The organism is [Clostridium] aminophilum, assembly GCF_900101295.1.
GTDB classification, from domain to species: domain Bacteria; phylum Bacillota; class Clostridia; order Lachnospirales; family Lachnospiraceae; genus Clostridium_R; species Clostridium_R aminophilum_A.
In genome coordinates this window covers 12,088-36,407 of record NZ_FOIL01000004.1, presented here as the reverse complement: position 1 = coordinate 36,407, position 24,320 = coordinate 12,088, and the positions used below count along the sequence as shown (strand labels likewise).

Genomic DNA, 24,320 nt, shown 5'->3' with positions numbered 1-24,320 from the left:
ATATAAATCGGGCCGGGATCTTATGATGATCCCGACCCGATTCCGCCTTCCCTTCATCCGGTCTTTCCGCGGGGAGACGATTTTCCGGTTCTTATTTAAAGTACTGAACACCGCTGCGGAAGATGTTCATATCCGAAGAGTGCCAGGTATTGACGAAGGTTCCGTCCAGAGAGCGCTCCGGATGGCCCATCTTTCCGAGAATCCGGCCGTCCGGGCTGGTAATCGCCTCGATCGCCATCGTGGAGCCGTTCGGATTCCAGGTCTCGTCCATGGTCGGATTGCCCTCCGGATCCACGTACTGGATTGCCACCTGACCGTTGGCGTACAGCTTCTCAATCCATTCCGCATCCGCCACAAAGCGACCCTCACCGTGGGAGATCGCATTGGCGTACACGCGGTCGAAGGAACAGCCCTGCAGCCACGGAGACTTGTTGGAAACCATCTTCAGATAAACCATGCGAGACAGATGGCGTCCGATGACATTTCTCGCCAGCGTCGGAGAATTCTCCTGCTGCGCGGCAATCTCTCCGTTGGGCACAAGTCCCAGCTTGATCAGTGTCTGGAAGCCGTTGCAGATTCCGAGAATCAGACCGTCGCGCTTCTGATACAGATCCATGACTTCATTTTTCAGAAGTTCATTGCGGAATACCGTCGCAAAGAACTTCGCGGAGCCGTCCGGCTCGTCGCCGCCGGAGAAACCGCCCGGGAACATGAGGATCTGGGACTCACGGATACATTTGCGGAACTCTTCAAGAGAGTCTGCAATATCCTGTGCATTACGGTTGCGGAAAATGCGTACTACCGGCTCTGCTCCGGCGAGTTCGAACGCTTTTGCCGTGTCATACTCGCAGTTGGTTCCCGGCATCGCCGGAATAAATACCTTCGGCTTTGCCACCTTGTGATTGCAGATATAGATTTTGTCGGTCCGGTACTCATCGTCTCTCACCGGAACCGGCTTCCGGTCCGTATGAGTCGGATAAACTTTTTCCAGTGTACCGGTCCAGTTTGCGAGAGCCTCTTCCATGGTGATCACGACATCGCCGAAGACAAAGGTTCCGTCATCGGTCACTTCACCGATCACCTCATAGTCGCCGGCCAGCTCCTCCACCATACCGGCCGGAACCTCGCAGACGAGATCGCCCCACGCCGGTGCAAAGAAATCTGCCGCATCGACGGAATCCCTGATCCGGACGCCGAACTCGTTGCCGAAGGCCATCTTGGACACCGCTTCCGCCGGGCCGTTTGCTCCGACCGCGTACGCGGAAATGATGCGTCCCTGGCTCATGTCCATGTGAACCATGTCGTACGCATCCATGATGCGGTCATACATCGGAAGATCGTTTCCGTCACGCTCTGCACGGCAGCGGACGATCACGCTGCCCGCTTTCTTGAACTCCGGCGTAACCACATGCCTCGTGTCCGTGACATCGACCGCGAAGGAGACCAGAGTGTTCGGAACATTGATCTCTCCCGCCTCATCCTCAAAGCTTCCGGAGGAAGAATCCTTTCCGCCGATGGAGCCAAGGCCCAGCGCATTCTGTGACTCATATGCGCCGAGAAGTGCGGAGAACGGTGCGCCCCAGCGTGCCGGATCACCAGTCATCTTCTTGAAATATTCCTGATAGGTGAAATGGATCTTACGGAAATCACCGCCGTTTGCCACGATCTTCGCCACGGAATCCAGAACGGCGAACTGGGCGCCGTGATACGGGCTCCAGTTGGACAGATACGGATCATAGCCGTAGGCCATCATGGTAACCGCGTCGCACTTGCGGCTTCCGGTCGGAAGTTTTGCCAGCATGGCCTGTGTCTCCGTCATCTGATGGAGACCGCCGTACGGCATCTCGATCGTCGCATCGCCGATGGTGGAGTCGAACATTTCCACTAAGCCCTTCTGGGAACATACATTCAGGGAAGAAAGCATGGAAAGCCATGTCTTCTTCACATCAGATACCGGCTTTCTGCCGAACGGGCTGCCCTCGCTCGTCGGAACCTCGACGATAACCTTCGTCTCCTGATGCGCACCGTTGGTGTCAAGGAACGCACGGCTGAGGTCAACGATGGTCTTTCCTCTCCACTTGAGAACCAGTCTCGGATCCTCGGTCACAACCGCAACCGGAACCGCTTCCAGATTCTCCTCCGCCGCATACTGCAGCATTTTATCCACATTCTCCGGAGAAACCACCAGCGCCATACGCTCCTGGGACTCGGAGATGGCAAGCTCTGTTCCGTCGAGGCCGGCATATTTCTTCGGAACCTTGTCGAGATCGATATCCAGACCAGCCGCAAGCTCACCGATCGCAACCGATACACCGCCTGCACCGAAGTCGTTGCACTTCTTGATGATCACACTGACTTCCGGACGGCGGAAGAGTCTCTGAAGCTTGCGCTCGGTCGGCGCATTGCCCTTCTGAACCTCTGCCCCGCAGGTGTCAATGGATTCCTCGGTGTGTGCCTTGGACGCGCCGGTAGCGCCGCCGATTCCGTCACGGCCGGTACGTCCGCCGAGAAGAACGATCACATCCCCCGGATCGGATGTGGCGCGGGTCACGTTCGCTCTCGGTGCCGCAGCCATAACCGCGCCGAGTTCCATGCGTTTTGCCGCAAAGTTCGGATGATAGATTTCCTTTACATAACCGGTGGCAAGACCGATCTGGTTTCCATAGGAAGAATATCCTCTTGCCGCGTCACGGCAGATCTTCTTCTGCGGAAGCTTGCCCTTCATGGTCTCCGAGAGCGGTCTGGTCGGATCCGCCGCGCCGGTGATGCGCATTGCCTGGTATACATAAGTACGGCCGGACAGCGGGTCACGGATCGCACCGCCGAGACAGGTTGCCGCTCCGCCGAAAGGCTCGATCTCGGTCGGATGGTTGTGCGTCTCATTCTTGAAGTTGATCAGCCACTCTTCTTCCTCGCCGTCGATCATCACCGGAACGATGATGCTGCAGGCATTGATCTCCTCCGACTCTTCCTGATCGGTAAGTTTCCCCTCTCTCTTCAGCTTTTTGGCCGCAAGGCAGGCCATGTCCATCAGACAGTGATATTTGTCATCTCTGCCGCTGTAGATTTCCTCAAAGTCATCCTGGTACATTTTCCAGGTCTTCTCCATCGCGTCGTTGTAATCACCCTTCGTGAATTCAACGTCCTTGAGTTCCGTGGAAAATGTGGTATGACGGCAGTGATCGGACCAGTAGGTATCGAGAACACGGATCTCGGTGATGGACGGATCGCGCTTCTCCTCATTCCGGAAATAATCGCGGATAAAGAGGAAATCGCGGTAGGTCATCGCAAGATTCAGGGAATCGTAGCGGCGTTTGAAATCCTCATCGCTCTCGTCACGGAACCCGACAAGAATCTCGACATCCGCCGGTTCCTCGAACTTCTGCACCAGCGTTTCCGGCTTCGGATTTTTATCTTCTCTCGAGTCGACCGGATTGATTACCAGTGACTTGACGGCAGCCAGCTGCGTCTCGTCCAGTGTTCCGGACAGAACATAGGCGGTCGCGGTGCGGATCACCGGATTTTCATCATTTTTGAGAAGCTTTACGCACTGCTCCGCGGAATCCGCTCTCTGGTCAAACTGTCCCGGCAGCGCCTCGACGGTGAAGATGATGTCGCTTTCCTCATGCGGGAATTCTTCCTCATAGACGGTGTCGATGGGCGGCTCGGAGAAAATGGTTTTCAGCGCCTGTCCATATACTTCATCGGAGACATTTTCCATGTCATACCGGATCAGCTCCCGGACTTTCGTTACCGTGGTGATGTTCAGATAGCTTCTGATCTCTTCCGCGAGCTCCATGGATCTGACATTGAATCCCGGTTTCTTCTCGACAAACACGCGCTTAACGCTCATTTTGTTCCTGCCTTTCTTCCGGCTTTTCGCCGGTCTGCTGGTGATCACTTTCTCATCGTAATATAGCATAGTTTTGTGAAATCGGATATTGTTTTTTAATCCGATAAAATTCTGTAGAGCATGATCATTTTGTCACTTTTTTCTCTGAATTGTCTTATGTTTTACCACATAAAAAATGTATTATTCTCCCTCCTTTTTCCGCAAATCCGCTTTCCATGGTGTCCTCTCATCCTGTGACAGATGGGATATATCATTCATGAAGACGAGACGTCCGGTCCCGGTTTCGGGATCGTACTCCACCTTCGTGATGCTTGCATTTTCCACGATGATCTCGCGGCGCTCGGTCTCCTTCCGGAGAAGGTACGCGATGACATAGACCAGAATACCGCCGTGGGCAACGATCGCTGCTGCGTCTTTCTTACCCGCTTTTCCGGAGTCCTTCAGGCTCTTTACCATCTTCTCCACCGCGTCCGCCGCCCGTTTTGTCAGTTCCTCTCTCTTCTCGCCGCCGGTCGGCGTCTGAAACGCCGGATTTTCGGTCCAGCGGTGATAGTCTTCCGGGAAAAGCTTCTCCACTTCTTTCAGTGTTTTTCCTTCCCAGTCGCCGAACGCCACCTCCTTCAGTTCCGGAAGAAGCACAAGGCGGATCTCTTCGCCCCGTTTTTCCCGGCGTTTCTGAAGGATTTCCGCCGTCTCGGCTGCGCGCACCAGCGTGCTCGCCCAGATCCCGCACAGGGGAATCCCGTCCATCGCCTCCGCCATTTTTTCCGCCTGACGGATTCCGGCTCCATTGAGCGGGATATCGGTTCTGCCCTGAACTTTTTTCTGTATATTCCAGTCAGTCTGACCGTGGCGCAATAAATAAAAAAACATTTGTCCTGTTCTCCTTGCCAGGCTTTCACTTGTTTCCCTCGAAAAACAGCAGCCAAAATGTCCCGGGTTCTTGCCGAACCGGAACATTCTGACTGCTTCCGCTATTCCTTATTCTTCCTGATTGCCGGACGGACTCTGGCCGCCGCCGTAGAGATCTGCCTGCCCCTCTGCGCTTTTGACACTCATGGCATTCAGCATTTCCTTCATGATACCGCGGATCTCATCCTCGGTCATCTTCATCTTCTCTGCCAGTTCCGGAACGGTCGGAGCACGGTCAAGCTCCTTCGCCATGGCGGCAGAAATATCCTTCAGGACATTGACTCTGGCTCTCATATCCTCTTCGATGGTCTTCTCGCGCTTCTGCTCTTCGATCAGAGCCTCCAGACTCTCGCGGATCTTCTTCTCCATCTGTTCGTCAAAATCGCCGCCCTCGTACTCTGCTGCCGCCATCAGAACGGCAACGCTCGCCTCCTGCACCAGATCGTTGATATGAACGCCCTGATTCTCGAACGTTCTCGCGATCCGGAGCGCAGCCGACAGTTTTCCCTCTGTCAGTCTCCGGGTGTCGTTTTTTCCGGCGGTACCGTTCTGAATCCGGTCAAGAATCTCTTTCTCTTCTTCGAGGCCAAGCTTCGGAACATCCTTCAGCTCCTCGAGATACATCTTGAAAAAGTCTTCCCCGGTCATCTTCTCCGGCTCATAAATATCGTCATTCTGAGCAAGCTCCTGAACAAATTCCTCCAGTGTCTGCTCATTGTTTTCGTTTCTTACTGACATTCCTGATTCCTCATTTCGTTTCTGCCGTCGAGGTACTTTATACTACATTCCGGCGTTATTTGCAACTTGCAATCGTCCCGTCACGGATCTCATACCGGTTCCTCAAACGGCACATACTCGATTTCTTCCGCCGCGGATCCCACTCTATCCGGCTCCTCCGACCCGTCCTTTCCGTTTCTTCCGTCCTTCCGTTCCCATCCCCGCCAGAACCGTTCCAGATATTCCCCGATATTGCGGATATGGACGATCTTTGCGTCGTTCCACTCTCTCGGGAACATGGCCCGGTATTCGTAATGGGTAAACCGGTCATCCAGAAGAACGATCACTCCCCGGTCCTTCATGGTCCTGATCACGCGCCCTGCTGCCTGCAGAACCTTTGTCATCCCCGGATACTGATAGGCAAACGCAAAACCGCTTTTGCCGTCCCGGTCGAAATACTCCTGCAATACTTTCTGCTCCGTGCACACCATCGGAAGTCCCGTTCCCACGATCACCGTTCCGATGAGCCGTTCTTCCGTCAGATCGATCCCCTCCGAAAAGATTCCGCCCATCACGCAGAACGCCGCAAAGCTTCCGGTCCGTTCTTCCTCGAAGGCCTGCAGAAACGCTTCCCGATCCTGTTCTCCCATGGAACGGCTCTGCAGAACAATCTCCGTATCGGTCTCATCGCCGAATGCATCGGCTACCTGCTCCATAAAGAAATAGGACGGGAAAAAGACGATATAATTTCCTCTCTTTGCCCGCACAACCGTCCGGATGTATTCTGCGATCTTCCGGTACTCGTCCTCCCCGCGTCTCCGGTAACGGCTCGTCACATCATTTCCCAGAAGAAGCAGCCGGTTTTCCTGCGGAAACGGCGAATTCACATAGACGGTGTAATCTTCCTCCTGATTGCTCAGCAGTTCCCGGTAGTAGGGAAGGGGGATGAGTGTCGCCGAGAAAAAAACCACCGCGGATGCCTGTTCCAGACAGTTCCCCAGATTCCTGACCGGATTCACGCAGAACAGACGGACGACGAACTTCCCCTCCCGGTCAATCTCCGAATAGATCCGGTAGTGTTCATCCACCAGCGACCACGTATTCAGGAACGACCGGAGTTCGAAATAGAACTCCATGAACGCATCCCGCCCCTCAAATTCCGGATGCTGATCGGCGTATTTCTGCATCGACGAATAGAGTGTATCCGCATCCCCGATCAGATCGGCAATGTCATCGACCGCAGTGAACTCTTCCGTGCAGCAGCGCTTCAATTCCAGCATTCTCCGGTTGAGGCTGTCCAGATCCCTGGTGAGCCTGGTTTTCTTTTTCCCGAAAAGCCGCTTGGCGGCAAGAATGTCCTCTTTCGTCAATGACGCGCTGTACATTTCCCTGGCCCTGGCCGGAAGATTATGAGCCTCATCGATCAGAAAAATGTATTTTTCCTTCGGCGCATCCGCAAAAAAGCGGGCAAGACGGACATCGGGATCAAAGGCGTAATTGTAATCCCCGATGATCCCGTCGCAGAAATCCGTGATATCCAGCGAAAACTCAAAGGGGCAGACCTGATGTTTTTCCGCATATGTCAGAATCACGTCCCTCGTGATCTCCTTCTCATGGGTGATCACATCATAAACCGCTTCTCCCACGCGGTCAAAATGCCCCTTTGCTCTCGGGCAGGACACCGGGTTGCAGTCCGGCTTTTCGAGAATGCACATTTTCTCCTTTGCCGTCAGCGTAACGGAAGAAAAAGAAAGCCCTTTTTCCCGGAGTGTCCGCAGCGCCTCCTCTGCCGCCGTGCGCGTGATCGTCTTTGCCGTCAGATAAAAAATCCGGTCCGCCAGTCCCTCCCCCACCGCCTTGACGCTGGGATAGAGAACCGACATGGTCTTTCCGATTCCGGTGGGTGCCTGAATAAAGAGCCTTCGTTCCCTCTCCGCGGTCCGGTATACCGAAACCGCCAGATCCCGCTGTCCATTCCGGTACGGAAAGGGGAATTCCAACGGACGAATGGACGCATTTCGCGCCATCCGCGCCTCATACAGATATTCCACCCAGCGAAGAAGCTGTGAGAGGATATCCTCAAACCACTCCGCCAGTGCCGGAACAGAATAACTCTCTTCAAAAAACCGGATCTCCTCTTCCGCATCCAGGTTGCAGTAAGTCATGCGGACACCCACTTCCGCGAGATCCTGATCCATCGCATAAAAAAGGGCGTAACACTTTGCCTGCGCAAGGTGCACCGGAACCGGTGCCTCCATCGCAAGGACATCTGTGTAAACACCCTTGATCTCATCAATTATTTCGTGTCCGTCATGGGGAAAGATTCCGTCCGCACGGCCTTCCACCGTAATGTCAAATCCCGCCCGGACAAAGGTCTGTTTCAGCGGAACCTCGGCACGGTATTCCGCCCTCTGAGCTTTCTGAATTTTCCGGTGAATCCGGCTTCCCTCGGCCATCGCATCGACCTTCGCCGCGCCGGTAATCCGATTGTCGAGGTCGCCGGACCTGAGAAGAAACTCCACCAGTCTCCGGACAGAAATCCGCACCGATCTGTCATTCAGTTCCAGGGCCATATGCCGCCGTGTCCTCCGTCATCATCATCGTAAAAATCATCGTCATCGTCGTCTTCCAGCCGGCGTCTCCCGGAAGGCTCCGCCGGAGCGCAGTAACCCGGTTCCGGTGCGATGCCCTCTTCGGGATTGCCGGAATAGGCGTGTTTCCCCCAGGCGATAAACAGAAGAAACGCCTCGGTAAAGAGAAGGGAGCCGATCATAAAGAACAGTTTGTAATCAAACCTGACGGCAAGCATCGGATAGATTCCGATGTTCAGTGCGATGGTCACAAAATCGATGACCGCCTGGAGCACCGTCAGATACAGGCTTCCTTTGGGGTTGATCATCACATGATTCGCCAGCATCAGAACCGTCATGGCAACGCTGTACCAGTAATATTTTCCTCTCCATCCGATCTTGTAGGTCAGATACCCGCCGTAAAACGGAATCAGGCACTTCCATCCCGCAAAACCGGCTCTGCGGAAGATTTTCCACTTTGCGATATAGATAAACAGCAGTGCGATCGCCAGTTCCGGCAGAATCGCCCTCGCCATTGTAAATGCCTCTGCTGCGGTTATGCCGGCAAAGGATCCTCCAGGTATGATATTCATAAAGCACCTCCGGCATGTCCTGTCATTCTCTCCTCAGGGCTGCGTCACGAGCCGTCAGGCAAATCCGCGAAAGAGCCCCTGTGATCTCCGTGTCTCTTCGTGTCTCCGGCAAATGGCAGGGATTTTCAAAGGTAATTGCTGCCTCACAGCGATAATCCGGCCGTGGAACGCCCTGATCCGCGTATCCCAAATCCGAAGAATGACCTTTCAAACTCATCATACTACTCTCATGATACCATGATTCGCGTTAAATTAGTACACTTTCGGCTTGTAGATAATCTCGCTCACGTTATATACCGTGACAAAGGCATCGGGATCCGTCTTCCGGAGATATGCCATCAGTTTCTGATACTCCGGCTTGTCCACGATCGCAATGATCTCCTTGTGCACCTCGAGATTGTACGCGCCGATGGCATCATAGAGGGTGGCGCCGCTGTGAAGCGTGTGAAGAATCCACTGCCGGATCTCCTCTTCCTTGTTCATGGACACAATGCATACCCGGCGCTTGATGGTCTGTCCGAAGATGAAATGGTCCAGAATCAGACCGTTGAGGTACGTTCCGAGCACGCTGAGGACCACGGTTTTCTTGTCATAGACAAAGGCCGAGCTGAGGGCAACCGCCATACCGGAAAGGGACATCGCCTTTCCGAGATCAATATGCAGATAAATGTTCATGATCTTCGCGACAATGTCGAGACCGCCGGAAGACGCATTCATATTGAAGAGAATACAGAGGCCGATGCTGACCGTAAAGGTATAGCAGATGACATCCAGAAACGCGTCGCCCGTGATGGAACCGTTATCCGGAAAGATCCGCTCAAACATGGCAAGAAACAGCGGAAGCAGGATCGACGTGTAGACGGTCTTTGCGCCGAAATCTTTTCCGCAGAGAAAGAATCCCACAATCAGCAGAAGAATGTTCAGCGCCATTGTGATGGCCGAGATCTGGAACGGAATAAAATTCGAGAGAATGATCGCCAGACCAGAGATACTGCTGACCGACGCATGGCTTGGAATCAGGAAGAAAAAAACGGCCGCCGCGATAATCAGCACTGCCACTGTCATCGCCGCGACCTCTTTGACCGCGGTATAGGTTTTGTTCATGAGTGGTACTCCTTCGTTCTTGTATTCCGCGCCGGATCCGGATGCCGGAAGCTGGCGCGGCAAGAATAGATTATACCACGAAAACCACAAACCGGTCGAGCACTTGTGCTCACCCGGCGGTGTATTTTAATGATCCTGCCGCGGCACTCCGGACAACTTGCTCCCCGTGTTTATCCGGAGTCAGGGATCCGACATGCCGGTGCGTTACTGCGACCCCCATCAGATGAAGTTCTTCCGCATGGGCCCTCATTCCCTCAATGACGATCGCAGCCACATCCCTAATGTCCATCTCAAGAAGCGCGCAGCCGGACAAGATCAGGTCGCGGTTGCATTTCGCCGCAAACTTCTTATCCTTCCACTTCTTCATAAAACTCTTCACTTCCAGATCCATGATGCCGTTCGGCCTCATCCGAGCTGCCGCCTGAACGATTCCGGTCAGCTCATCCACTGTGAAAAGACTCTTTTCCATGTTGGTTTCCGGCTTCACCCTGTTCCGGATGGTATAACCGTGACAGAGAATCGCCCGGATATCTTCCTCCGGAACGCCGGCCGCACGCAGCGGCTCTTCGGTATGCAGAAGATGCTCTTCCGGATACTTCTCATAATCGTAATCGTGAAGATAGCCGACTGCCTCCCAATGCTCCTTATCCTCCCCGAAATGCTCCGCCATCGCACCCATGGCCGCGGATACATTGGCCGCATGAAGTTTCAGGGATTCCTCCGAAACCATGGTATCATTCAGCCGCTTTGCCTCTTCCAGTGTCAGTCTTTCCATCTCAGCCTTCCTTCCCCGTCGGTAAACGGTACTCCTCATCCATGTTCCCGTCATGGTATTCATTGTCGGACTATGACTGTATTCTACACCGAAAGCACCGGATTTACACGTTTTTTAATCCACTTCCTGATGCAGATCCGCCGGTTTGCCTCTCCGTCTGCGCATCGTTCCGATACACCAGATACAGGTCGGGACAATGTAGCAGCTCGCGGAAATCCACGCTGCCTGATCCGCCCAGCAGATGGCATTCCATCCGAAATGCGGCGCAGCAAGAAGGCAGACCCCGACTCTCGCGAACATTTCGACCACGCCGGAGAAAATCGCTCTTCCGGAGAAGCCGAGAGCCTGTGTGCTCATACGGCACACATTGAGAAAGGCCAGCAGCCAGAGCATGAATCCGATGCACCGCAGGTACTGGGCCGCCGCATCGAGAACCGCGCCTTCATCGGCGCTCACAAAAAGCAGAGAACCGACACGGCCGCCGATAATCATAAGGATTCCCATGAGGACCGCGTAGATCACGCAGATTGTGACGCCGATCCGGATCCCCTTGCGCACCCGTGCTTCCTCTCCGGCACCGTAATTCTGTCCGGAGAAGGTGGAGACACCGGTGGCAACCGCGTCAAAGGGACCGAGGGCGAACTGTTTGATCTTCATGCCGGCGGTAAAACCGGATACATAGATGCTGCCGAGAGCATTGACGGATGCCTGCATAACCATACTTCCGATCGCCGTGATGGAATACTGCAGGCCCATGGGCGCTCCCATCGCAAACAGGCGCACCGCCCGATCGGCGCGAAACTGCCGGTCCTCCGCCTCCAGCTGCAGCGTCGGTACCTTCTTTCGGATAAAGAGAAGGCACAGCACACCGGAAACTGCCTGTGAGATGACGGTTGCGGCAGCCGCTCCCGCACAGCCCATCTTCAGAACCAAAATGCAGAAAAAATCCAGAAGAATGTTCAGAAACGCCGAAAACGCCAGAAAAAGGAAGGGCGCCCGGCTGTCGCCGACAGCCCGGAGCATGCTGGACAGCAGATTATATAACAGCGTAAACGGAATTCCGAGAAAAATCACCAGAAGATACCGGTAGGAATCCTCAAAAATATTGTCCGGAACCTGCAGCAGATGCAGGATATTTCCGCAGAAAATCGAGCAGACCACTGTGAGAATCAGCGCACAGACTGCCGTCAGCACATCACTGTGAAAGATATCTCTCCGCATACCCCGGAGATCTCCTGCGCCGAAGCGCTGCGCCACCGGAATGGCGAAACCGGAACAGATTCCGATGCAGAATCCGAGCACCAGAAACTGTACGCTGGCCGTCGATCCCACCGCGCCGAGGGCATCCGCCCCCAGTGTCCGTCCGACAATCGCCGAGTCCACGACATTGTAGGTCTGCTGGAACAGGTTCCCCAAAAGGAGCGGAAACGAAAATTCCAGAATCAGTTTCAGAGGATTTCCCTCTGTCATATTTTTAACCATATAATTCCTTAACCTCCGTAATGGCAGATTTGAGTGAAATAGCGTGCTGAGGCTGGTTTTCCCAAGCCTGAGGGATTTGCCCGCAGAGGCGTGCGCATCCTCGCGGAACGTTTTTGTTTCATAGGGAATTTCGGAAAAATTTCCCATGTAAGAACAAAGTCCGCTTGCGGACTTTGCGCGCCGCCGCTGGTCACCGTTAGGTGACAGCTTCCTTACAGCGGCGTGCGCATCCTCGCGGAGCGTTTTTGTTTCATGGGAATTTCGGAGAAATTTCCCATGAAACAAAAATAGACTGCCCCGTATCATAGCACGGGGCAGTCTGAGAATCAATATCGCCTTATATGGTTTTTCGGCCCATTTTATCTCAATTTTTGTTCGATTTTCTCAATCCGTCATTAATCCTTCATTGCCTCACGGATTGCCGCCATCAGCTCGTCGAAGGTCTCATACGCCGGAAGGTCCGGGTTGTCCGCCTTGATCCTGTCGGTGCTCTTAAAGAGGAAGCCCGCTTTGCTCGCGCGGATCATGCCGAGGTCATTGTAGCTGTCTCCGGAAGCGATGGTCTCAAATCCAATGGACTGAAGCGCCTTTACCGTCGAGAGCTTGGACTGCTCGATCCGCATCTTAAAGCCGGTGATCTCGCCGTCCGGCGCAACCTCCAGTGTATTGCAGAACAGGGTCGGCCAGCCGAGCTTCTTCATCAGCGGCTGCGCGAACTGTGTGAAGGTATCGCTGATAATAATGACCTGAGAGAAGGAACGAAGCTCATCCAGAAACTCTTTTGCGCCCGGAAGCGGATCGATCTTTGCGATTACGTCCTGAATTTCCCGGAGGCCAAGTCGGTGCTCTTTCAGAATACCGAGTCTCCAACGCATCAGTTTGTCGTAATCCGGCTCGTCACGGGTCGTCTTCTTCAGCTCCGGAATCCCGCTCGCTTCCGCAAACGCAATCCAGATCTCCGGTACCAGCACGCCTTCCATATCAAGACAAGTAATATACATTCCGCTCCTCCTGTCAAAACTCTGATTCTCCGCATATCGCAGACTACAGTCTGATGATAGCACAGAGCTTTATAAAGTTAAAGCATAAAAGCCATTCTCCGGAATGCCAATTCGGAATACCGGTCAGATCAGGCCGAAATGTTCCATCGCACGGCGGATTCCGTCTTCGTTCAGATCGGCCGTAATGTAATCCGCATAAGCCGTCAGCCCCGGATCATGTTTTCCCATGGCAATCGACGTCCCGCAGGCGCGGAACATCTCGATATCGTTCGTGCTGTCGCCGAATGCGAACGACTGCTCCGGGGAAATGTTCAGATGCTGCAGCATTTTTTTCACGCCGATTCCCTTGCTGTAACCCTTCGGGACACACTCGAAGAACTTCCCGTTCCGGTCAATGACGCAGAAGCCGTACTCATCCGCCAGTCGTTTGAATTTTTCAAGGTCGGTCTTCTCGTCCGACTTTGCACAGAATTTGGACGCCTCAAAATACGCGTCCCTGCTCTCCTTTCCGTCGATGGCATTGAACGCTTCCATCTTCTCAAGAAAGATCCGGAGTCCGGGATGGCGGGCACGGAATGCGTCATCCACCAGATTCTGCCATCCCTTTCTCCCCTCCAGAAAAATGGCAATCTCGCAGTCATCCTGAAGACTTCGAACTTTCTGTTCCAGCTCCTTTGTCATTTTATAGTAGAGAATGCTCCGGTCGCCATCGATCAGCTCCGTTCCGCAGCCGCAGATCCATCCGTCCACAAGTCCGTCCATCATCTCCATAACGCCGCGAAGTGTTCCGACCGGCCGGCCGGAATTCACAAATACCAGGTTTCCCTTTTCCCTGGTCTCTTTTAAGGAAACCCTTGTCGACTCCGGAATCACGTGGTCATATCCCATCAGTGTTCCGTCCACATCAAAAAACAATATCTTTCGATTCATTTTATTCTCTGTACTCCCATGCAGTCTGTCTGTTAATGGTCAATATCTTATCACAAGACAGACGGCAAATCCACCATACTCCCAAAATCCTCTTCCTCCGCGCGTTTTTTTCGGAAGCGCGGTCTACGGATGTAGGAGCGGTCCTTCCGCGGCGTGCGCATCCTCACGTTTTCTTGTTGCATGGGAAATGCAGAACTCTTCCCTGTACAAAGAGAACCAGCCGAAAGCCTTTCAGCTCCCGGCTGGTTCTCAATATATCGGAAGGGTTCATTGTTGTCATTCTTCTGTCAGACAAGTCTGCGGATCGCTTTGATTCTGGAATAGGTTGCGGAGTGAACGGTGATGCCGTATTTTCTTCCGAGTGCGCTCAGAAGCTGACCGTCGCCGACATATATTCCGACATGATGCGGATAAACGATGATGTCTCCCGGCTCCGCCTGGTCAAGACTTGCAACGGCAGTTCCGACGCTCATCATGGACTGGGACTGGTGCGGAAGGTTGTATCCGAAATTGGCGAATACCGATTTCACAAATCCGGAGCAGTCTGTTCCTTTTGTCAGGGACATTCCGCCGTAACGATACGGATTACCGATAAACTGGCTGGCAAAATCGACCACGTCCTGACCGTCGGTAACTGCCTCCTCTTCTTCCTCCTCGATGCCAACCAGTTCCTCCTCAGAGGGACCTGCGTAAGCCTTGAAGGATCCGAAAGCAAATACCATCATCCAGATCATGAAAATCATCGCGATCTTTCCAAATACTGCCGTTCTCAGTGTCATCGTACCGTCGTAATTATGTGTTTCGATCATCCAATTGCTCCTAACATTGTGTTTATATAATTCAAAATCATTTCATTTGTTTCATTTTTGTTACAATGTTAAGATATCAGGTATATATGAACAAATTATGAACAAAAGCTAAATATTTTACAAATGTGTTACGTTTCTGCGGAATCGCCCTCTTTCTATGAAAGAACAACCCCCGCAAGCATAGGCTTTGGCGGGGGATCCGCGCAAAACAAAAAATGGCTCAAAGGAGCCATTTTTCGTTTTATCAAATTATTACATTTTGAAATAAAAGGAAATTCTATCTCAGATCGTATCAGTCACAGAAACCGCAGGCATCCGGTTCCGCATGCATTTCTTTTTTGCAGTCCGGACAGCGAAGCTTGAGATCCATAATCTCCTTTTCTTTAACCATGCGCATGACTTTTCCGCACTCCGGGCAGACATGTCTGTTCTGCTTCACAACCTTAAAATCATCTGTTTCCAGCGGATTCGCGCTCAGAATGTTCTTTTTGAATTCATTGATCCAGCACCCGCAGCTGCACACATACAGGCATTTTTCCTGATCCAGAACATATTCCGGATGTGCCTCCATCTCCTGCTGAATCTTTTCTCCGTAGGTACCTTTCAACGCCTGTTTCCGGAGTCCCTTGCTCTTGTCAAAATAACTGCGGCCTGTTTTCACAGACTCGGTGTGGGGACAGGAAGAACAAGCAAATGTATAAAAGTAACCCATAATTACCTCCGTTAAAACCGATAGTCATCCTTTTTATTATAATGGTATTTCGCTCCGATAGGAAGCAGAATTTTTGTCAGTCCCCCATTCCGTCCCCGCTTTTCCCGTTTTCGGAAACGACATCTTCTCTCCGGTGCGCGTGCGTAAGACGCTTTTCCTCATACATGGCGGCATCGGCCCGCTCAATGGTATCATAGGCATTTTCGCCTCTTGCTCTCTCCGCGATACCGAACGAGAAATCAATCGGGTAGTCACCGAATTCCGGCCTGCATTTTCCCATTTTCCGGATTTTCCGGATGACCATCTCCGCATCCTGCGCCGACAGTTCTTTGGTGATAAAGCAGAACTCATCTCCGCCGATCCGGAATATTTCTCCGTACAAAACCAGCTCTTTGCGCATCGTCTGCGCAAACGCCCTCAGATAGGCATCCCCCTCCACATGGCCGAAGCGGTCATTGTAACTCTTTAACCGGTTCAGATCGAAGACCGCTGCGGTAAAACCTCTGCCGCCGATCCGGTACAGATACCCGACATAGGCATCGCGGTTGCGAAGCATGGTGACCGGATCCAGTTTTGCGTACATAAACTCGATTGCCAGATAGAGAAGCAGATAACAGAGGACCAATGAAGTCCATGTGACGGAAAGTGCCTGATATATCAGATCCGCTGCGACGCCGACTGTCACGATCGCCTGGGCGAACCAGACCAGTACCAGATCATTCCGGTCAAAGGGAAAATTCCGCATATAGCAGACATGAACGACAAAGACCATCGACGCCAGCTCAAAGAGTGCATAGGGCAGATGAAACGGCGCATAGAAAAAAACGCTGTCTTTATGGTAAGACAGAATGGGCACAAAGAGATTGATCACCGGAATTCCCGTCAGCACCACCATCATGAGATAATTCGCCATTCGGATCCAGAAGCTCATCCTTTTCCGAAAAAGCCTTGCCACGGAATTCATGGCAAACGGGATCAGGAAAAAGATCGCACAGGTGATTCCGTTCAGCAGCCGGTCCGTTTCCGGGCTTTTGGATTGTGTGATGAAAAGGTACTGCCACACCTGATCCAGAATCAGAAGCAGAAACAGCGCGACGCCGCCGCGAAAATACGTCATTTTATTTTCGTGTGTCATCCGGTGGTTGACATAAAGCCGAAACCATACATATACGATCAGGATCATACTGATCAGATCTTCATACACAATCATTGGCGTCCCCCTTCTCTCAATATTTCAGATTTCTTCGGCGGTGTGCGCAAAGTCCCCGGGCGCACTTCGCCTCTCCCATCCCCTCAATCCCGGGGCATCCTGACGGGAATTACAAGCCCCATGGCATAGCAAAACCGGCAATCCGCCGCCGTGCATGCACGGAAAGCTTCTTGCCGGCCCTAAGAACATCCATCATTCAATGCCTTATTCCGCCTGTAAAACCCGGTCCGGAATCCGACGTCCGGGTTTTACAGATTCATCTTCTTTTGTTCAGCGCCGACATTAATCGCAGATTATAACAAATCATTCGCCGGGAATCAACATGCGATTACCGGTTCTTCGGATCCGTGATTTCGATGAGAACCCTTGTCATTGCCTGCACATCTTCATTGTCCTCGTCGTCCTCCGTGAGATTTCCGTCAAATTCCACAAAGCGGACCCGGCGATCCTCGTCATAAAATACAGTCGCACCTTTCCCGTCTCCGAAGCTGACGACGATCGATTCCTCACAGTCATCATCCATAAACTCGATGCCTTCCACTTCGATGTCGAAGATGTCATCCGTCACCTTTTTCCCTTTAAAATCTCTGATCCTCATATACTGTCCTCCGCCCGATGAGCGGTTCTCCTTTCCTTTTTCGGTCACGCCCTGTTCTCATGCATCCGCTTTTTGTTCACATACATTCTGCGATCCGCTTCTTTCAGCAGTTCGTCGATATTCGCGAACTCTTTCGTTCTCCAGACACAGCCGAGCGCTACGCTGACGCTGTTCTGTTCAAACATTTCGCGAAGCATCCGCATCTGATCATCCACCTGATCCTCTGTCGCGGAGCGCAGAAGAATGACAAACTCATCGCCGCCCATGCGGAACACATTATTGCGGCCGAAAACGCGGATCATGACATCCGCCGCACGGACAAGGAGCCGGTCGCCGGCATCGTGGCCGTGCTGGTCGTTTGTTTCCTTGAGTCCGTTGATGTCGCCGTAGATAATCGCGTTTTTCCCGTTCACCTCCGTGCGCTCCAGCACTTCGATGAATGCGCGTCGGTTCAACGTTCCGGTCAGCGAATCTCTGCGGGAAAGTTCATTATAGTTCTTCATCATATCACGGTTCCGGATCAGAATCGCGATAAACCGTGCCAGTGTACACAAAAGCACCTCTGCCTCATCCTGTTTGTCCAGCGGCACATTGTCCACTCCGAAGAAACCGGTGCGGACCCCCTGATTGGAGATTTCCACGATGACATAGTTCTCAATTCCGCGCTTGGCAAGCCTTGAATAGGCGTGAAACCGGACTTCCCGAAGTTCTTCCCGATCGCGGATTCTTGCGATGCGGTTTGCGGAAAATGTCTCCGAAAACGTGTTCATCTCCTCCGGTGTGAGAAGCCACGCCGAGTCACTTCCCGGCCAGTGATAGGTCCGAAGCGCCGAGCCGTCCGCATTTTCCTCAAAGACGAAAGCATGCGCAGCTCCCACCTCATGGACAATGCGCTCCAGGATGCTCAGAATACCCATATCCGGATCCTCCTCGCGAAGCGCCACGGTAATCGCATCGTTGACACCGACCTCCCGATGAATGAGACTGCGGTTTTCTCCGACATTTTTCAGAAGACTCGTAATCTCGGTTCCGCCGGTGAAGCGGACATTGCGGCCGCGCCACGGAACGAGCGTTTCACGCATCAGATAATCCACGCCGGTTTCGTTGTTGTGGAATTCCCAGGTATAGAACCGGTCGCGGCGAAGAACCTGATTAGTACAGTTTTCGCACGGCGCGTTGATCTTGCGGCGCACTTCATAACACTTTTTGGAGCGGTAATCGTAGTTCTCCGGATATCCCAGATCCCGGAGCGCTGCCTTATTGATATAGATCAGGTCATACGTCTTCGGATCCGCCATATAGACGCGTTCCTGACTCAGATCGTATTTTTCGCGGTCAAACTGAACCCGGTCTCCGACAAACAGTTCCAGATTGGTCTCCGACTCGATCGCCTCTTTCAGCCGGACGCTGAGAAGCTGCTGAAGGTCTGTGATATCTCTGGTCTCGGACGCCTGCGCCAGCGCGTAATGCGCAAACATGGTACAGTTGTATCCCCTCACTTCGTGAATCCGGTGAATGTCATTCTGAACCTCCTGAACCCTGTTGCGGACTTCGGAGAGATCGTTGTTTTTGTCCACCAGAAGGAACCGTCCGCTGCCCATGCTCGAGATGGCGATACCGTAAGAGAACTGTTTTTTGAAACACTGGGCAATCCGCTTCAGAAGCTCATCACCGACTTCCTGCCCGTATGCCCGAAGGAGAGGTTCAAACTCCGGCACCTTCACGATCGCGCAGATGAAGTCCTGTCCGTTTTTCAGGTAGTTTCCGTAGTAGCGGAATACGGCCTCAAACGTTCCCCGCTCATTCATAAACCCAGTCACCGGATCGATCATATGGAGCCTGTTCCAGGCGCGGTGCTGTTTCTCAACCTCTTCCGTATCGACAAAATACCCCATCAGTCCGGCGATTTTGCCATTATGATAGATCGGAAACTTGGTTGAGCTGATCGTATGATTTCTTCCGCGGAGCAGACACTGCCCGATCTGGTTGGAGAACGTCAGTCCCCGGTCAATCACTTTCTCCTCCACATCGGCAAACGGCTCATCGTCGATGTGCCAATGCATATCCTCGTCGGTTTTTCCGATCAGTGTTTTGTCCGACTCCAGACCGAACGCGTCCAGAAATGCCTTGCTCACGCCGACAAAGCGGCGCTTTTTATCCTTCCAGAAATACCGCAGATCGGAATTGTTCACATAACTGGACCAGAGTTCCGCCGAGGTGCAGAATTCCTCACCGTCCGCGTCCAGAATCATCCCGTCACCGGCGTTCTCGGAAACCATGCCCGCAATTCCGAGATCCCGGATGGTTTCCAGCACCGATTCCCGGACAAAGATTACCACATCGCCGAGTTCCCGCGCGGACAGAAGCTGAGCCGTAAAATCTCTCCATGCGTAGTTTCCGTCCGGCTGACGCACGCGGAAGCTGTTGATCAGAAATCCTTTTTTGCTCTCGGAGATTCTCTCCGACATGGTCCGCCAGTCGATAAATTCCAAAAACCGTCTTCTGTCTTCCGGAAAGACACCCTTATCCGCAAATTCTCCCGCATGCTCATCCAGACCGGCAATGATTTCGCCCGGTTTATCCCATATTCCCGCGGACGTCAGGACATGCATCTCGTCCTTTTCAAAGTTCATGATATAGACCTGCGCGAAAAGGGAAATGGAGTTTCGCAGAACGCGGTCGAACTTGATCATTTCCTCATCGTCCGTGTCCATCGTGATGTCGGTCATCGTAATCTTCTGAATCGAGATATCCCGGTTGCCGGCAAGGACTTCCAGACGGATCCGGAAATACCGTCCGTTCCTTGCAAAGCTCATCTCCTCCACGGTTCCGTTCTCCAGTGCGCGCTGGGCTACCACTCTGACGCGCTCTGCCGTCCCGTACGGATCCAGCGAAATATCGTCTTTCAGCTGACTCAGGGTATCAAAACCGCCCGGACGGACGATCTTAAAATAGCTTTCCGTCGCGTAGAGCGGCGTGATCTCCGGTCCGTTCTGATAGATCAGAATCACCGGCGCGTCCGTCAGCACATTGAATTTTCCGGCCTCGTCAAAGACATGGGACTCCATCGGAGTCTCCATCTCCATCCCGTAATTTTCGCAGTGCTGCAGAGTTTCCTCCAGTTCCTGCGGCTTTCCGTAATAATATCCCTGAATCTTCTCACAGCCGACGCTGCGCAGAAATTCAAACTGCTCTGCGTTCTCGACGCCCTCTGCAAGCGTGTGGATTCCCAGCCGTTTGGCCGTGTCGATCACACTCGTCACAATCGATTTTGCCTCCGACGTAAAATTGCGGAGGAACATCAGATCAATCTTAATCTCATCAAAATGATAGTTATGAAGCATGCTCAGCGAAGAATATCCGCTGCCAAAATCATCCATCCACACCTGATATCCGTTATCATGGAAGAGATCGATGGAGGTCCGGACGCGCTCCGGATCCTCGATGAGCGTCGATTCGGTGATCTCAATCCGGAGATACTCTCTTGGAATGCCGTATTTGTTCACCGCCTCATCAACCAGTTCGAAAGGTTTGGCAGTCACAAAGTCCACCCGGGACAGATTAAAAGAAATCGGAACGGCATTCTGTCCGGAATTCAGCTGATTCTTGATCTTTCTGGCCACCTCATCGATCACAAACATATCCAAAATGTCAACCATATGCGCGTGTTCAAGGATTGGCACGAAAGTGGTCGGGGAAATCAACCCGAACTTTGGATCAATCCAGCGCGCCAGCGCCTCAAATCCGCACAGTTTCCCTGTCATCGTCCGGATGATGGGCTGATAAAAAATGTGGATGTGTCCTTCTCTGACCGCATCCCGGATATGCTCGGTGATGTAGGAGCGCATCGCAATATTCCGGTCAAGTTCCTCACTGTATACGCAGTAGACCTGGCCGACATCGTATTTGATGCTGTCGCATGCAATCTTCGCCTGATCACAGAGAATGCTGAGAGCATTTTTCCCCATGGCATCCTCCGGACAGTTCCGGATTCCCGCCTTCAGATGAAAACCACCGTTTTCGGCCAGAACCGAGAGTCGGTCATTCACCCGGACAATCCGTTCCCGAACGTCTACCATCGATGTAAACAGGACAAAATGATCATCCGAAAAACGGGCAATGTCATATCCCATGAACTCTTCCGACAGAATTCCCGCTAGACTGCGCAGAATCTCATTTCCCTTTTCGACACCGTGAGACGCATTGTAATACTTAAAATCCGTCAGGTTAAAATATATGATTCTTCCGTTGATACGGTAGGCCATGTCAAAGCCTTTTTCTTTCCGGTCATGAACCGCATTGAAGAATCCCATCATCGTCAGGAGCCCCGTAAGCGGGTCTCTCTCTTCACTGTAAGTTCCCATAATCCTTCTCCATAATAGAGATTCTGCCCGGAATGCGGTCAAAGCCGCACTCCTCCTTATCCCGTTCTTCTATAATCTTCGTCCGAACCGGCTCTGAGATAAGCCGGAGGCCGGTGTCTTCCGACAAAGTTATTCTTATTTGTATATTATACCCTTTTTTCGGTCGGTTATGCACTCTGTTTCAAAGGATTCTTTTCCGGCTTCTGTTTCCGGCAATCTGTCCACTGGCGAATTTCTGTCCGGTCTTCTGTTCGGATTCACCATAAGATGTGATAATATTACATCAGAAAGGATGTATGAAGTTTGAAAGTAAACTTTCAAACTTTGATTGACGACTCAAATAGACAAGCAAGCTTGTCTGCTTGAGCCTGGAGGACAAAATTATGAAACACAGATCGATTACTCTCCTGTCCCTGCTGCTTGCTGCCGCAATGGCCGCGGCAGGCTGTTCTTCCTCCGGCAGTGCCGCGTCCGTTTTTCCGTCTGCGGCCGCATCTTCGGATCCGCAGGAGCGCTCCGGAATATCCAATGGCAACGGCGATCCGGTCAAACATGCAGACAGCAGTGCCGGAACCGGCCATATAACCGGCTCGGACGACAGTTCGGTTTCCATCGGAGACATCCCGTCGATCACAGCCCCGGAGGCAGCCGGCTCCGTCTCCCTTTCGCCGGACTCACCGCAATCCGGCGGTCTCAGAATCGAGTTCTTTGATGTAGGTCAGGGTGACAGCGCCCTCCTTACCTGCGACGGTGTCTCCATGCTGATCGACGGCGGTCCGAAAAAAGCTTCTTCTTTTGTCTTCAGTGCCCTGAAAAAGCGCGGCATTGAGAAACTGGATTATCTTGTGGCAACCCACGCCCATGAAGATCATATCGGCGGTCTGGCCGCCGCACCCCACGCGGCAGACATCGGTCGCGCGTTTTCTCCAGTCTTAACCGACACGACGGAAGCATTCCGTGACCTTGTGAAAGCATTGAAAGAAAAAAACGTCTCCCTCGAGGTTCCCGCTGCCGGAGATGTGCTTCCGCTCGGCTCCGCGTCGGTGGAAGTCCTCGGGCCGGTCTCCGCACAGGCAGACAACAAAAACAACACGTCCATTGTGCTTCGGGTAACCTATGGTCAGACACATTTTCTCTTTACCGGTGACGCAGAGCGCGAAGAGGAAGAGACCATTCTGAACTCCGGCAGATCCGTTCAGGCCGACGTGCTCAAGGTCGGGCACCACGGGAGCAGTTCTTCCACCTCCTACCTGTGGCTCCGCACCGTAGATCCGAAATACGCTGTCATCTCCTGCGCGCAGGGCAACTCCTACGGTCATCCTCATGAGGATGTCACGAGCCGTCTCCGTGATGCCGGGACAGAAGTCCTCCGTACCGATCAGTGCGGAACCATCACCTGTGTCAGCGACGGAAAAGTCATTTCCTTCTCCTCGGAGAAAACCCCTTCCGGAGATCCGTATGCACCCGGAAGCGGTGTTTCCTCATCCGGACAGAAAAACGAAAAAAAGACTTCCTCCGGCGCAGCGGTATCCTCCGGTCAGTCCGGTGCCGGTAGTGCGGCAGGCGGGTATATTCTGAACACCTCCAGCCGCGTGTTCCATCTCCCGGACTGCAGTTCGGTCAAAAAGATGAAAGACCACAACAAAAAAGAATTTCACGGCACGCGGGATGAAGCGATTGCGCAGGGGTATAAGCCCTGCGGAAACTGTCACCCGTAACGTTCACCCGAGATAATAGTTCCCGAACCGTTCTTTGTCATCCCCAAACGGGAAACTGTCCTATGACACATCAAAGAAGGCAGGAAGTGCATCTCCCCCTGAATGCACCTCCTGCCTCTTTGTACGTTAACACGGGCTGCCGGCCAGAGTTCTTTTACAGAACCGAGGCAAGCTGCTGCTTGACGCCCGCCATATTTCTCGGCGGAATGCCGAAATGGAAGCCGTCCTCCATAAAGATCTCGTAATTGTCGATTTCGCGCACGTAATTTGCATTGATGATATATCGGCGATGAACCCGGACAAAGGGATCCCGAAGTTTTTCCGCCATATCCGAAATCGCCTCCCGCACGGTAAACGTTCCATCTATGGTCGTGATATTGACATACCGTTTGGAAGACTCCACATAGAGAACCGACGGTGTATCGATAAAATGAACGGTGCCCTCGACATCTTTCAGCATCAGCTTCGGCTGACTGCCGTGGTGGTCGGACTGCCCCGCCGTATAATGCCGTTTTGCGTCTTCCAGTGTGTGGACGAAATCGTCCTGCTCCGGAAGGACATCCTCGGACATCGTTGAGAAAACTGCCAGGTGCTGTATTCTCAGCTGACCGGCATACTGTTTCCACACAACCACACAGCGCTTTTCTTCCTGAATCGAATTATCTTCGTCGTCAACCACCCAGTAACGACCGATAATGGTACAACTGATTCCTGTGTTTGCAGCCACATGATACTCCTGATTTCGGATATGACTGCATCTTGAAAACTCCGCCGCATAGCGGATGTCTTCCTGAACCTGCTCAAAGCTCAGATCGAACTGTCCCATTTTTCCACCAATCCAGCTCACATCTGAAAGACACAGATCCAGAACCGTTTCCGGATTCTTCTGGTAAAAATCCCGGAGAAATCTCTGCGTAAGGCGTATCGCCTCGTTCAATTCCTCTTTTCTCATTGCCATCTCCCCTTTTCTTT

Annotated in this window: 17 protein-coding genes; 1 reads left to right on the top strand and 16 read right to left on the bottom strand. The window is 52.7% G+C overall.

The annotated features are described in order from the left end of the window. Positions 1 to 91 precede the first annotated feature (91 nt). From BMW41_RS02035 to BMW41_RS01965, 15 genes are all read right to left on the bottom strand, one after another. Positions 92 to 3,853: a phosphoribosylformylglycinamidine synthase gene (locus BMW41_RS02035; protein ID WP_074648421.1), complete on the bottom strand. Its 3,762-nt coding sequence runs from the start codon at positions 3,851 to 3,853 to the stop codon at positions 92 to 94. A 180-nt stretch (positions 3,854 to 4,033) separates the two neighbouring features. Then, positions 4,034 to 4,726, bottom strand: coding sequence for a histidine phosphatase family protein (locus tag BMW41_RS02030; protein ID WP_074648419.1), 693 nt, complete (start codon positions 4,724 to 4,726; stop codon positions 4,034 to 4,036). 108 nt (positions 4,727 to 4,834) lie between these two features. Continuing rightward, the gene (locus tag BMW41_RS02025) at positions 4,835 to 5,503 is read right to left on the bottom strand and encodes a sigma-70 domain-containing protein (RefSeq protein WP_083378733.1); all 669 of its coding nucleotides are present in this window, start codon (positions 5,501 to 5,503) and stop codon (positions 4,835 to 4,837) included. An 89-nt stretch (positions 5,504 to 5,592) separates the two neighbouring features. Then, on the bottom strand, positions 5,593 to 8,055 hold the full coding sequence (locus BMW41_RS02020) for an ATP-dependent DNA helicase (protein WP_074648417.1): 2,463 nt from the start codon (positions 8,053 to 8,055) through the stop codon (positions 5,593 to 5,595). After that, the gene (locus tag BMW41_RS02015) at positions 8,040 to 8,645 is read right to left on the bottom strand and encodes a DUF5684 domain-containing protein (protein WP_074648415.1); all 606 of its coding nucleotides are present in this window, start codon (positions 8,643 to 8,645) and stop codon (positions 8,040 to 8,042) included. Before BMW41_RS02015 ends, BMW41_RS02020 begins: the two co-directional genes overlap by 16 nt. A gap of 252 nt (positions 8,646 to 8,897) precedes the next feature. After that, positions 8,898 to 9,749, bottom strand: coding sequence for a YitT family protein (locus tag BMW41_RS02010; RefSeq protein ID WP_074648412.1), 852 nt, complete (start codon positions 9,747 to 9,749; stop codon positions 8,898 to 8,900). A 109-nt stretch (positions 9,750 to 9,858) separates the two neighbouring features. After that, the gene (locus BMW41_RS02005) at positions 9,859 to 10,524 is read right to left on the bottom strand and encodes a hypothetical protein (RefSeq protein WP_207646858.1); all 666 of its coding nucleotides are present in this window, start codon (positions 10,522 to 10,524) and stop codon (positions 9,859 to 9,861) included. A gap of 114 nt (positions 10,525 to 10,638) precedes the next feature. Continuing rightward, positions 10,639 to 12,006 carry an MATE family efflux transporter gene (locus BMW41_RS02000; RefSeq protein WP_074648410.1) on the bottom strand — a complete coding sequence of 456 codons (1,368 nt, stop codon included), beginning with the start codon at positions 12,004 to 12,006 and terminating at the stop codon, positions 10,639 to 10,641. A gap of 395 nt (positions 12,007 to 12,401) precedes the next feature. Beyond that, positions 12,402 to 13,007, bottom strand: a complete 606-nt coding sequence (thrH, locus tag BMW41_RS01995) for a bifunctional phosphoserine phosphatase/homoserine phosphotransferase ThrH (protein ID WP_074648408.1) — start codon at positions 13,005 to 13,007, stop codon at positions 12,402 to 12,404. A gap of 123 nt (positions 13,008 to 13,130) precedes the next feature. Next, entirely contained in the window at positions 13,131 to 13,937 is an 807-nt protein-coding gene (locus BMW41_RS01990; protein WP_074648406.1) for a Cof-type HAD-IIB family hydrolase, read from the bottom strand. Between the two features lie 287 nt (positions 13,938 to 14,224). Beyond that, positions 14,225 to 14,746, bottom strand: coding sequence for a C40 family peptidase (locus BMW41_RS01985; RefSeq protein ID WP_051684522.1), 522 nt, complete (start codon positions 14,744 to 14,746; stop codon positions 14,225 to 14,227). Positions 14,747 to 15,038: 292 nt separating this feature from the next. Then, positions 15,039 to 15,458, bottom strand: a complete 420-nt coding sequence (locus tag BMW41_RS01980) for a hypothetical protein (protein ID WP_074648404.1) — start codon at positions 15,456 to 15,458, stop codon at positions 15,039 to 15,041. Between the two features lie 76 nt (positions 15,459 to 15,534). Beyond that, on the bottom strand, positions 15,535 to 16,668 hold the full coding sequence (locus tag BMW41_RS01975) for a GGDEF domain-containing protein (protein ID WP_074648402.1): 1,134 nt from the start codon (positions 16,666 to 16,668) through the stop codon (positions 15,535 to 15,537). A gap of 328 nt (positions 16,669 to 16,996) precedes the next feature. Beyond that, positions 16,997 to 17,266 carry a hypothetical protein gene (locus tag BMW41_RS01970; protein ID WP_143050788.1) on the bottom strand — a complete coding sequence of 90 codons (270 nt, stop codon included), beginning with the start codon at positions 17,264 to 17,266 and terminating at the stop codon, positions 16,997 to 16,999. A 44-nt stretch (positions 17,267 to 17,310) separates the two neighbouring features. Further along, on the bottom strand, positions 17,311 to 21,630 hold the full coding sequence (locus BMW41_RS01965; RefSeq protein ID WP_074648398.1) for an EAL domain-containing protein: 4,320 nt from the start codon (positions 21,628 to 21,630) through the stop codon (positions 17,311 to 17,313). Between the two features lie 383 nt (positions 21,631 to 22,013). Between BMW41_RS01965 and BMW41_RS01960 the strand changes: the two genes are divergently transcribed. Then, entirely contained in the window at positions 22,014 to 23,348 is a 1,335-nt protein-coding gene (locus tag BMW41_RS01960) for a ComEC/Rec2 family competence protein (RefSeq protein ID WP_083378732.1), read from the top strand. Between the two features lie 154 nt (positions 23,349 to 23,502). Here the strand turns inward: BMW41_RS01960 and BMW41_RS01955 are convergent, their stop codons facing one another. After that, the gene (locus BMW41_RS01955; RefSeq protein ID WP_074648396.1) at positions 23,503 to 24,306 is read right to left on the bottom strand and encodes a LytR/AlgR family response regulator transcription factor; all 804 of its coding nucleotides are present in this window, start codon (positions 24,304 to 24,306) and stop codon (positions 23,503 to 23,505) included. Positions 24,307 to 24,320: the final 14 nt, after the last annotated feature.